The organism is Endozoicomonas sp. (assembly GCF_051008435.1).
In the GTDB taxonomy this organism is placed as follows: Bacteria; Pseudomonadota; Gammaproteobacteria; order Pseudomonadales; family Endozoicomonadaceae; genus Endozoicomonas_A.
On the sequence record NZ_JBPCXO010000512.1, the window covers coordinates 1 to 12,308 of the forward strand.

Below are 12,308 nucleotides of genomic sequence, written 5' to 3' on the forward strand. Positions count from 1 at the left end.
ACTTCCTCAATGTTGAGTGGTCAGTACCCAGCAAGCGAGCTGCTTCACCAATCTTGACTAATCTCTTATCCATAGTGTGAGATTATGATAGATAATCATAGATTACTCAATACTGTTTCAAACCCCAGCCCGATCTGCGTTCAAATAAACAACAGCCACTCTGTTACTGGTACTAAAACAACCATTGGCAATCAGCATCACAGACACGGGGACAAACCAGGCTAACAGGCTCTCTGGCCAAATATAAACACAGGCAAGCAGAATCAGACTGGAGCACAGAAGCAGATGGCCATCATGCTCTCTACCGGATAATGCTCAACCAGCATACCCGTAGCGATACTGGCCAGAAATTGCAGAAAGCACTTAACCCCATAGAGATACCTAAACAGTAAAGCGCTTAGCCCAAAATAATGCATGTATAAAAAGGCTGAAGAGGTCATGTAAACGGCAAAAGCTCCGTTTACCACAGCTCCCTGAATCAGAAGCTGTCGGTTTTGGGCATCCTTAAGCAGGTCAATATAGGGAGCAATCCATGTAGTCTGTAATTTTCTCTTCTCAGGCGGCAGGGTTTCCGGCAAAAAAGGTACAAACAATAGGATCAGAATCACACTATAAGCCGCCTCAAGATAAAACTGCATGGACCAGCCGTACCAGTCATAAACATGAGCACCCAGTGTTGGACCCAGAACTGTCGCTCCAATATAGATAGCCGCCGACATGGCCATCATCTTCATGGCAGCCGAATCATCCAGTACGTCTCTGATCATGGGATAGGCTACGGCAAAACAGGTAGCCAACCCGACGCCCTGAACCCCTTTGCCAATCAACAGCATCTACAATGAGTCCGTTTGACTCAAGTAACAGACAAGCCAGAATATTGATAAACAGGCCTGTAATCAGTACTGGTTTTCTGCCATACCGGTCCGAAAGCGGACCAATCACAAGCAAAGAAGCCATCGCCGTCGTCATGAGAAAAGTCATGGACAGCTTGGCAACGGAAGGAGAAATCCCAAGACTTTTTGCCATGGCGGGAAGTGCGGGCAAGTAAAAGGTATAAGCAAGAGAAGGAATCGCAATAATCAAACTGATAATCACACAAGAAAAGCGATTATCACCAAAATTCCACTTCAAAACATCACCTCATACTGCGGATCACCTGATCTTTTATGCATCAATCATGTGCTGCGTGCTCAGGATACTGCTAATACTAGTTAGGTCTCAGAAGTTCGCTCAACATTAACCTGGGCATTCGAACAAAAAAGAAAATAAATATTTACAGTCATGTTCTGAGAAAGACTGGTCTAATCTGGAAAGTCCATAAATATAAATCTTTTAACAGCTCAAAAGGCACTTGATAGCAAAGCCGAAGGGATATTTTCTAAAGGCAGGGCATCAATAAATAACTACTGAATTATCTGCGGTATATTGACTAGATTATTGTCGAAATCGATGACTTTCCTGGGAAAGATCACTGTTTATGTGCTCTTCCTTAACCTGTTTCTGACCCGAAATAATTGGAACAAATACCCCAAGTTCATTGCCATTTTTATTCTTACCGCTTCAGCGACCCAGTCTGTCTCGGGCAGCCTTCTGGAAAATGTCGAACAGGTCAAGAAGTACGAAGAATTCTTCAGACTACTGGGTCAAATCGCCCAGAACACTCTTGGGCTTCCTGCCACAAGAAACCGATACTGGCGGGTGCATATTCTGCGCTCCCGATCAGATTTTAATGAATATATGGTGATTGATCCTGAGCTGAGCTCAACACCTGCCGGAACGCCAATGCCGGCATCACCCATACCACATGATACACCTGAAGTTTCTCCCCATCCGAGTCGTTCCGCTTTCTTTTCTTCCTGGCGTATTAACTTCCCAAGCAAAACACTGTCGGAGGGCCCAGCCTTCCATAAAATCAATAATTCTACGTTCAAACAGCTGGGGCCCAGTCACAATCCTTTTACGTTCACGCCGAACGACGACATTGTACTCAGTGTGAGAATGAGAGTACGGAAACATAAGAGTGAGGAAGCCAAACCGAAACAAAGAACCTTCATTCTAGAGCCCAACGACCATGCATCCACTCTCCATCAACGCAGAAAGCCCAATCAGACCTTTTTCTGTCACTACATCAACAGTCAGACGTCAACCTGTGAGATCTGTGTGGAGTTCGAGACTCTTGACGATGAAAAGAGCATCCACGACTTAAGGACTGCCAGCCACTTCTATGATTACAGCAAGGCTTTCAGTAGCCAGACAGAAAGAGGGCTGTCCAGCTCCTCCTTTGGTTATTCACTGTTAGATGAAGACTATCAGGACTTTCTTGAAGTGTTTGAACGGAATGTTAAGGGCGAATTTCTGAATGTCCAGGATGGCATCAGTGTGGACGTTTCAGAGCGGTACAAAACCATCGGTCACGCCCATGCACGGGTGATAGGAAGAGGTCAGTTCTCAGTCGTTTTTGCCCTGGATAATGTTTTATCGGGACTCGCTCTGAGACGTTTTCCTGGCTATATGGACAGAAAGGATGCAGACAACTTTCTACTTACCCACGAAGCAGCTCTGACACTTTACAAGGAGCTGGGTGTCAACCTGGAACCTACCCGCTTACTGAGAGTAAAGGCCAGGGAAGGGTATACCATTTATATGATCCAGCGTCGTCTCAGAAAAGATGAGTTGGCAGAAAACTTCATTGAAGGTCTGCTGGACTATGGTCCTGAAGAGGTCGCCATGTCGATCAAATCCCAAGGCAGCACGGGAGAAGTCCATGATATGGGGTATGCAGAAGCGGTGAGTCGGATTCTGCATGCAGTTATCGCTGCGATTTATAACAACCTGGAAAAACTGGGTAATGAAGATTGTGCTCACCGAATATGCTGCGATGCCAAACCCGACAACTTCGGCGTTGGCTTCTCTTTTCGCAAAGAATGGAAAAGAAATGACCTCTATCTACGAGATGTCATCACCCAGGCAGATCTGACGGATTTCCACCCCTGCTCTCTGGTGCTATTTGACCAGTTATTATTTGATGGTGGCCCAGAAGCGGCTATATTGACGCACATTCTGGGCTACAACCCTTATCAGGTTTATCAGGAGAAAATTAAAAACTGGGCAGACGCCAAAAAGCTGATCGTTAAATCCCTGGCAAACATCGCTTATCACGCAGATGACATGGCTCATGAAATCATGCCAGAACTGGTGGACCGTACCCGCCAGATGCTATTGGACGAATGGCAATCGAACCCGGCCCTCAACAAACGTTACATGGACTACCTGAACCCTGGCCAAAGCCAGAGTGACCACTCCAAGCAACTCCCGCTGGATCGCCTGTTTTTTGATCCCGATGAGATTTCCGCTGAAAGTATCATCCAGTATCGAAACAATAGTTCAAGAAACAATCTCAAATTAAAACTTCACCACTACCTTTTAAAACTGGCCAGAGAGATGAGGCCCGATCAGTTTCACCACCAGCTCTATCTGCCTGTTGACTACCAGCAGGACTGGTGGCTGAGAGTCGTAGACAACCAATTTCGGCATCGCTTTGCAGATGCTCTTGAAAATCGTTTTTCTGAAATAAGTATCATGCATGCACCTGACACTGAACCCAATAAAGCAGCCAGTAACTCGTTAAAAGCACTGGTGGACTCTGTGGCTACCGATCGAGCCCTGATGGACGAGGCTAAATTAAGAAGACTGCTCAATTGGCATGTAGAGGCCGGTAAGATTCCTGACCATGCTGCAGAACAGAAAAAAAAGCATGAGAGAGAGTTAAAAAGCATCGAAAGAGATCATCTTATTCGACGAGTCAATCGTTTCTATTCAAGCAGGCTGCGAAGCTTGCATCAGAATCCCTGGCCTAAGCTATCCGATGATGAACTCTTCAAAGCTCACCCAGCCGATGCCATTGAAATCTATGAAGAGAGTTTAGAAACTTTTAAAACCGGGTTTAACAAAGTGCAGCAACTTTTCTGGTTCTATCTGGTTCATCAACACAATCCGGAGTTGTCCGAGGAACAACAAAAACAACTCGTTGAGATAAGAGAGGATAACTGGACTGCTATTGTCAATCTGAAATACTCAGAGAAAATCAAAAGGACTCTGGATAAAGCACTCGGACAAAAACCTTTTGGGGAAAAGGTGTCACTACTGAGCAGTGATCCCTTGCTTGAACTTCTGACGAGGGAAATACTGTCCGACGATACCATCCCTTTGTTTGCAAACGAAAAGACCGCTCCTCGTCACCAGAATGCTGAAGAAATGAGCAGCGATGAGCTTGATACCACTCCTCCTCCACAAACAAGAAGAAAACGAAGCAGTGTTTCCTTCAGTCATCAGACATCTCACATTGAACTGACAACCCCCTCCCCCGGCAGTGAACTTCTGCAAACCGGTTATTCTTCCGGCACCCTTACCCGAAAGAGCCTGACAGAACTGCTGAAGAAGTGGGGAATCATCCCCATGCACATAGTTCAGGCCGAAGCGACTACCTTCCCTGAAGCTTATAGCAAGCTTCGGTCACAAAGCTGGGCCAAAGCTTTGGACAATCTTAATAATCTTTTCCCTCTTGCTGCCATTTACCCCCTGCCTGAAACAGTCAGATTGCGTTTTCGGGCTCGACTTTATGAGCGTCAGCATCTTGCCAGAGAGCTGAGTCTGATACCCAGCCATGACGAGGTGCAGTTTCCCAGTTATAGCCACAGAGATACCCTGGTTCAGGCGATCAAGGAAGTTATGGAGCACAAAAACACCAGCCGGAAGTCCAAGCCATTAGTTATTATCGACCTGTCTTCTTCCGTTGATGAAATGATCGCGGGGGTTGCGTATCGAACCAGCCCTCCCCCCTCTACGCCCAGAATTATTCTGATTCGTTCAAATCTGAGCCAAGGAACCCAGGGTGAGTTCAGCCGGGTAGAGCAGAGGAGTGTAACGAAAGAGGAGTTGAATCAGTGGATCAGTGAAAACAGGAACTATGACTATATGCTCAGGGTTTTACGCATTCACAATGAAGACCTATGGTTCACCCTGAAGCTACCTGAATCCGTCAAGACAAAAAAAGAGAAAAGAAACAGTACCCCCGACAGTCAGGAATTACTGGACGAACCATCATCTTCCCAAACGTCACTGGACGCTCCCCCGCCAAAGCGGGTCAAACTGGATAACCTTCCCCTGAGCCCTCAGGAGCTGAACGAACTGGAGCAACAGGGTGTCAGGGACATGTCATTGGAAGAACTGACCCGACTCAGAACAGGTCAGGCCACAGCTCAGATGACTCTGAACCAGGCAGAACAGCAGGCAATAAGAGCCCTGAGATTGCAATGGTGCCAGCTGGCTCCCGTAGCAGCTGATCATTTTTGTATGTATAACAGTTTGGTGCACCTGCTTAATATGAGACCTCAGAGTGCCCGTAAACTGATTACCCATATCACTGCTCTGCTGAGTTACCTGTTACAGAAGATGCCTTATTCCAATCAAGGCATTCACGGTCACATTGTGAGTGGTTTGTACCGAAACATCATTGTTCTTGCATTGAAAAACCCATCGATAAGAAATCATCTTATTCTTCAACTCAGGCACTTGATCTCCAATACCAGCCACTACCCGCTCGCTCTATTCAAAAGGCATTTGAGTGATCTTTTGGGACACCTTCTGTATCAACTGCCACGGAACTATCACAACATTCTGGAAAATATAGATCAGATGGGTGCCGATGAACTTTGGGCCATTTTACAACAGATGATCAACAATGCAGGAAATAATACTGCCATAGATCTGTTAGTGGCCAACATGATCAACCAGATGAGCGTTTTAGCAGGTGCAACTCAACATCTTCAATTGATCAATGATCTTGTACAACAACTGGGCCATCAATGGCAGCTCAATGATCCTATGCTGACCCCACATATGTTATTTCTTGGATTAGGCGCTCAAGCTCTGAACAACCTTTTAGACAACCCTACCCAAGCGGGCTTCCAGATGCTCCAGGGGTTTATGCCCTTCCAACCGGGGCAACATATGTGGGGGGATAACAATATGATTGAACAGATGCTGATGCCATTACTTCAAGCGGCACAAACGCCTTTGAACGTCATGATTGTTGCTCCTGCCATTCACACACCCCATAACCCGCTGGGTGCTATGTTCATTCCAGCGATGGCAGGTAACCCGGCACTGGGGGTAGTGCCTCAACCCACCAATGAACACCAGCAAATCATGCAATGGCTTAATGACCCCGATACATTGACTTTGTTTCATGGTAATCAACAGGCTCCGTTGCTGCCCCAAAACATGATGAACGCAGGAACACACTGGCAACCCGTCGTTCCAATACAGCAACAGCCACCAGCTCCGCAAGCTCAAGTTGTGCCTCAGCCCCAGGCTGAAACAACGGCAATAGGGCAACCGGTACCTCAGCCAGTGACTATAAAAGTCGAGCCTGCTTCTCCACTTCCCGAAGCCTCAGCCGTCGATTTTCCTTCTGCCAATAATGAGGTGGAAATATCCATCGATAACCTGCCTCCGGACTCTGGCAGTTTAATGACTCAATTACCGCCCATCAGTATGATAGAGCTGCAAAAACTGTTAAAACCGGATCCTGATCAGACTGAAGCTGAGCTTGAGGCATTCAGTCAATGTATTGAACAGGCAACCGGAGTACCCTGCACCCGACTGGAAGCACGATACTGGCTACGCTGGCTGGTTATAATTATGATTCTGGTGCTCAGCAATCAAGTCAGTAGTTGAGTCTGCCAGAACATTTGCCAGAACATTTGCCTGCCAAAGCGTTAGCAACTTTATCACCCTTGGCTATTCTGTACAGGTTGTTAGGATTTGTGCTTGAGGCAGGGCGTGGTCAAACCCTCTATTCGAAAAAAAATCATTCTCTTTACGGTGGTGCCCGTCACACTCTTCTATAACCTGCTGAGTGCCTTGCACATCTATACCTCTTTCAAGGAATCCTCCCATGAAATAGAGATTCAGATGCGCAATAACGTTGTGCACTTTGCCCGCACTCTGGATGCCTATACCCAGGAGATTATGTCTCAGGCTACGGCCCAGGCCCGGTTATTACAGACAGAAACCTACCCGACCTATCCATTGCTTCACAGTATTCTGGCTTCTAGCCCCTTCCTGACCAGAGTCTGCTGGATCAACACCCATAATGCAGACGCTTCGACCTGCATCTATAAACGAAAAGGCAAAGTGGAACCGGCGAAGCTGCCAGCACAACCACCGACTGAACTGGGAAAAAGCTGGCAGCAGATTGTCAGACCGGATGATTACTGGAGCAAGCTCTATCGGGATTCCAAGACCGGAAAAAGACTGGTTAGTTTTATTGTTCCCAGCTATCAACCACACACGGGAGATATGCTGAAGCTGGATGTTGACATCAACCGCATGGTCCACGATGTCATCAATCCAAAATTGTTTGAAGGACGAAATATCGGGATCAACCTCTGGAAGTTCAATATGGTGGACCGCAGTGGTGATTACCTGTACAGTGACAGCGTGCAGGCCAACCGCTTTGGCCATAAAAACCTGCGGCAAACCGGAGAAGTTTACGGCATTGAAGGATTTGGGGATCATATCGAGCAATGGATTGATTCCCGACGGGCCGAAACCTTCCGGGCCTGGCTGCCTAACCCCCAGTATCAAAAAGAATACTGGTTCTTTGGTGCCCCGGTCTCCTCTACCCAATGGTGGCTCTATACCTCGGTCAGTCGGCAACATGCGCTTCAGGGGGTTCTCGACATAGCGCTGGTTGATATCGCAATAATGCTGATTTCCCTGCTTCTGATTCTGGGTGGCATCTGGTACGTCTCTAAAAAAATCACTTACCCTCTGATTACCCTTAAATCCTGCATGGATACTTTTATTGAGCACCATCAGCTGGTTGAGGTACCCGATACCCGCTCCAGAGATGAAGCTGGCTCTCTCGCCCGCTCGTTTGTAAAGCTGACCCAGTGGCTGGATGCCAGAGACAAGGCACTGCACCAGGCCAGAGCGAATAATATGGGGCATATCGTTCAGGGATTGAAAGGACGCTATTTCTATTTCCAACTCAATACAGAAGGCCAGATTGTCCATATCAGCCGATCGGTGGAATCGGTTTTGGGATACAGGCGTGAAGAATTCACCGGCCCACTGGAAACCTTTCTGAGCAATGACCCGGGTAATCGCAGCTACAAGATTAACTTTGAAAAGGCGCTTCGGGGAGAGCCGGTCGAAGCCTTTGAACTGGATATCCAAAACAAACAAGGGCAGTCCCGGAGGATTGAGCTGTTCTGGAATGCCATGACATCGGGCCAACAGCGGGTCATCGAGGGTCTGGCCAACGATGTGACGGAACGGGTCAGTGATACGCTTAAGTTCAAAGCGCTTCTGGATTCTGCACCGGATGCCATGATCATTTTGAATCCGGATGGCATTATTGTCATGGTGAATTCAAGAGCCGTTGAACTGTTGGGCTTCCCCAGGGAAGACCTGATTAACATGCCCCTTTCACTGCTGGTTCCTCCCGAGTCCCGGGAGCAACATCCACTCCTCAGCCCATTAATCGACAGGGCCTGGAAACAAACACGACTGTTTCGCCAGGAAACAGAAGCCGTTGACAGAAACGGACGAACCTTTCCTGCTGAACTGACCAGCAACCCCCTGATTACTCGTGACGGTGTCCTCATCTCCGTCGTTATCCGGGACATCACGGAAAGCAAACAGATTGAACAGGCTCTGCTGACAGCCCATGACGAAGCGATCATGGCCAGCCGCTCAAAAAGTCTGTTCCTGTCCTGTATGAGCCATGAGTTACGAACCCCCTTGAACGGCGTCATTGGCTATGCTCAGGTTCTACAGAGATCCGGTGGGCTGAATCCCGGCCAGCACCAAAAGCTGGCTATTCTGGAACGCTGCGGTCAGCACCTCCTGACCTTAATAAACGACATTTTAGATCTAACCAAGATTGAAACTCAGGGTGTAGACCTGCACCCCGTCTCTGTTGACCTGAGACAGTTACTGCTGGAAACCCGGGAACTGTTTGTCCCCAGAGCGGAACATAAAGCATTGCAGTTAGTATTAAATATTGATGAGCATGTTCCAGACTGGGTCGAAGTGGATGAAGTCAAATTGCGGCAGATTCTGACCAACCTTCTGGGTAATGCCATCAAGTATACGGAAACAGGTTCCATTGAAATTCAGATAAGAGCCAGAAATGAGCGGCTTTTTTTCTCAGTAAAAGACACCGGACTCGGTATCGACCCCAAAAATTTTGAAATCATATTCGACCCCTTCAGACAATTGGACGAGGGTCTTAAAACTGGGGGCACTGGACTGGGGCTGGCCATCAGTCGCCATCTGGTTAAAGCCATGGGGGATGACCTGACGGTCAACAGTAATGTGGGTCAGGGCAGTTGCTTCACCTTTTCAATCCCCTTGAAAGAAGCACCGGCACTGGACACTGATAACGTCTTCTCGTCAGATCAGGTTGAATTGATACTTCCTGCTAACCATACCTATACCGCACTGATTGTTGATGATCTGGAAATCAACCGCGATCTGCTGAAAGTCATTATGGAAGAGGCTGGCTTCAAAACACTGGAAGCCTGCGACGGGCTGGAAGCCCTGGCATCTCTGGAAAATCATAAGCCGGAAGTGGTCATGATGGACATCAGAATGCCCAGAATGGACGGAATCGAAGCTCTGAAACATATCCGTTTGAATCCCGGGCTGAGAAACCTGAAAGTCATAGCAGTCACCGCCAGTGCAGGTTCAGACATCAAGAACCGCCTCAAACAGAAAGGCTTTGACGGAGTGCTGGCCAAACCCTTCAGGGTGAATTTCCTGCTACAAGTAGTAGCCAGCCTTTTGAACCTTAACATCAAAGAATCTCGAGTAGCGGGCGACAGGACTGGACCATCAGAACTTCCACAGCTGGATGAGATTCATAAAAAAGCCTTGCTCAGAAAAATATCTCAAGTCCTTGAGTTTGGTGATATACAGGAGCTGACATCCATAACCGAAGAGTTCAGGGAAGCAGAAATGCAAGCGTATTGTCAGTATCTTGTTCAGATCGCAGAAGCCTGCGATATGGACGAACTGGAAAGATTCTATGAACAAATGAAAAAGCAATCTGACAAGAGCCCAACATAACCCAACCGCTACAACAGCGTCCGTGATTAACCTATACTGCGCTATTATTTCGCCTATCGAGTCATCAATGAGTTCAACCTTAAATATTCCGGAAATACAGGCCAAACTGACACTCAGCCTGAAAGATATCTATCCGCTGGCTCTCAATGCGGACGAACAACTGGAAGCTCTGCAAAATGAAGAGAAAGGCAAGTTTTCAGCCATTTTCCAGCAGGACTCGGGGTTCAGTGCCTCAGCCAACCGATTTTTGCCTTACCTGATCGAATTAAACGACGAAATTCAAAGCCTGCCTATCATGGAACCTGATAACCAGAAGGTTAAAATACAGGGTATTCTGAAAAAGATTAAAATGATGCATGAAGTTCTGGCTAAGTTTCACAGCATTAAAGACGAAACTCTGCACTGATCAGGAGGCTTTAGAGTCTCTCCGCCTGCCATATAGGATGAGAACAATAACTCATGACGGATGTCATCAAGGGCTATCACGCCCACATTTATTTCAATGAAGAAACATTAACTGTGGCAGAAAGCGTGATTGCAGAAGCAGACCAGCTTTTTGATATCACTGTGGGCAGAATGCACAGAAAGCCTGTAGGTCCTCACCCTGAATGGAGCTGTCAGCTGGCCTTTGAGAACGATGAATTTGCCAAACTCATTCCCTGGCTGATCCTGAACCGGAAAGGGCTGACGGTTTTTATTCACCCTTTGACCCAGAACGATTTGAAAGACCATACCGACTTTGCTCTCTGGATGGGCAGTATTGAGCCATTAAAGCTCGATATTTTCCAATAAGCAGATCGCCCCGGAGCCACGTCTGGGGCGAATCTGTGGCAGATTCCTCTTGCAAAATACGGCCGCCAAGGTAATATACGGCCACGTCAGCGGGGCACTTCTAAAACCCCCAGAACAAAGTCGGAGCGTAGCGCAGCCTGCTAGCGCACCACATTCTATGTGTGTTGCGCTCCCCTCTGAATAAAGGTCTTCAGACATGGGTTGGCTCAAACGGGACACGTCTGAGACTTGCCTGGCTGCAGGAAGGCGAGAAAGTGCTTCCGCCAGAGTGTTCCTGGAGCCTGCTTTTTCATTGTCGCTTTCCTTCATGGCGACAGCTGCCCATAGCTTCATCACATCATTGCCCTGGCCTGCTTGAATCATATCGTCCACGATCATGGCTCCGGTCTGGATAGCAGCGGTTTCGACATCCACCTGGTCCACTCTGTCCGGGTACTTCTTTCTACCAGCCTGAGCAAGACCATTCTGGATAGCGTCTGTAATCAGCCTTCGAGCCTGACTGATACCACCTTGAGGCCTGCCTGAGCCAGGCCTTGATCCACCATGAGTTGTCATCTGCCCCCCCTTTTCCGCAAAACCTGCCCGGTGTCTTGAAAAAACTTGATAAACCCCCGGGCGTCTATCTCCGCCTGATTATAGATGAATTTATATCCTCATCTTATAAAAAGCCTTCGAGATACAAAAAGGGGACTTGAGTCCCCTGGTTGTCCCACCTGAAAAACCATCAAAGCAGCCCTATAAACATATAATAAAGATAGATATATCAATCACTTATAACTATCAGGGTTGTTCTGTGTTCCTCAAGTCCCTCAAACCCCTCAGTTCTAGGTTCGGTTTTTGATTTTCGCAAAAAAAAGTCTCGGGTAAGTTAATATGCTAACTTCCCCGAGACTTTATAAAGTTATTTATATAGGGTGAGTATTTTTTTGCGGTAACAGCGGTAACAGCGGTTTTTGAGCTTATAGGCCTTGGTAAATAAGCATTTACCTGTCCCTCATTGCAATTTCTTTGCGGTAACCAGTCCCCTCTTTTTCTAAGAGAACGCTAAAACACCTCTCCAGCCAAAATCATATGCGAGAGTGGAATGGTGCATATATATCGCCACCTTGATTAAGGAATAGGCACTATGGCGGGTGTGGCCTTACTGACTGTATGGTTACAGGCTCATGCTCAACGTGGTTTTTGCAGGCAGATCAAAAGGTATGGACATATGCCTATAACTTGCCAAAACAAAGGTGGCAACATAAGTTGGGCTCTTTTGAAAAATGAGTGGGTAACCATGTATATTTACCCACTTCACTCACCCCATTGAACTCACCTGAAGGCTCACATGGAAGACCTGTTTCAGACCGCTCTTGGCATTACCGCTCCTTGGT

General features: G+C 47.3%; 7 protein-coding genes. 4 read left to right on the forward strand and 3 right to left on the reverse strand.

Going from position 1 to position 12,308, the window contains the following annotated elements; all coding sequences use genetic code 11:
* Nucleotides 1-263 precede the first annotated feature (263 nt).
* The gene (locus ACR2PX_RS25685) at nucleotides 264-833 is read right to left on the reverse strand and encodes an MFS transporter (protein ID WP_434002203.1); all 570 of its coding nucleotides are present in this window, start codon (nucleotides 831-833) and stop codon (nucleotides 264-266) included.
* The gene (locus ACR2PX_RS25690) at nucleotides 745-1,131 is read right to left on the reverse strand and encodes an MFS transporter (RefSeq protein ID WP_434002204.1); all 387 of its coding nucleotides are present in this window, start codon (nucleotides 1,129-1,131) and stop codon (nucleotides 745-747) included. Before ACR2PX_RS25690 ends, ACR2PX_RS25685 begins: the two co-directional genes overlap by 89 nt.
* Nucleotides 1,132-1,449: 318 nt before the next feature.
* Here ACR2PX_RS25690 and ACR2PX_RS25695 point away from each other — a divergent pair, with 318 nt between their 5' ends.
* The 4 genes from ACR2PX_RS25695 (at nucleotide 1,450) to ACR2PX_RS25710 (ending at nucleotide 10,932) form a co-directional block, all read left to right on the forward strand.
* A complete protein-coding gene (locus ACR2PX_RS25695; protein WP_434002205.1) occupies nucleotides 1,450-6,738 on the forward strand; it encodes a hypothetical protein in 5,289 nt (1,762 codons plus the stop codon).
* 105 nt (nucleotides 6,739-6,843) lie between these two features.
* The gene (locus tag ACR2PX_RS25700; RefSeq protein ID WP_434002207.1) at nucleotides 6,844-10,140 is read left to right on the forward strand and encodes a PAS domain S-box protein; all 3,297 of its coding nucleotides are present in this window, start codon (nucleotides 6,844-6,846) and stop codon (nucleotides 10,138-10,140) included.
* A gap of 67 nt (nucleotides 10,141-10,207) precedes the next feature.
* Nucleotides 10,208-10,546: a hypothetical protein gene (locus ACR2PX_RS25705; protein ID WP_434002208.1), complete on the forward strand. Its 339-nt coding sequence runs from the start codon at nucleotides 10,208-10,210 to the stop codon at nucleotides 10,544-10,546.
* 53 nt (nucleotides 10,547-10,599) lie between these two features.
* Nucleotides 10,600-10,932 (forward strand): DOPA 4,5-dioxygenase family protein, encoded by a 333-nt coding sequence (locus tag ACR2PX_RS25710; protein WP_434002209.1) that lies wholly within the window; start codon nucleotides 10,600-10,602, stop codon nucleotides 10,930-10,932.
* Here the strand turns inward: ACR2PX_RS25710 and ACR2PX_RS25715 are convergent.
* Nucleotides 10,909-11,487, reverse strand: a complete 579-nt coding sequence (locus ACR2PX_RS25715; protein WP_434002210.1) for a hypothetical protein — start codon at nucleotides 11,485-11,487, stop codon at nucleotides 10,909-10,911. The genes ACR2PX_RS25710 and ACR2PX_RS25715 overlap by 24 nt on opposite strands.
* Nucleotides 11,488-12,308 lie beyond the last annotated feature (821 nt).

Excerpts from the sequence above, each read along its gene's own strand:
- ACR2PX_RS25710 (WP_434002209.1), top strand. The coding sequence starts at position 10,600 with ATGACGGATGTCATCAAGGGCTATCACGCCCACATTTATTTCAATGAA.
- ACR2PX_RS25695 (WP_434002205.1), top strand. The coding sequence starts at position 1,450 with ATGACTTTCCTGGGAAAGATCACTGTTTATGTGCTCTTCCTTAACCTG.
- ACR2PX_RS25715 (WP_434002210.1), bottom strand. The coding sequence starts at position 11,487 with ATGACAACTCATGGTGGATCAAGGCCTGGCTCAGGCAGGCCTCAAGGT.
- ACR2PX_RS25705 (WP_434002208.1), top strand. The coding sequence starts at position 10,208 with ATGAGTTCAACCTTAAATATTCCGGAAATACAGGCCAAACTGACACTC.
- ACR2PX_RS25685 (WP_434002203.1), bottom strand. The coding sequence starts at position 833 with ATGCTGTTGATTGGCAAAGGGGTTCAGGGCGTCGGGTTGGCTACCTGT.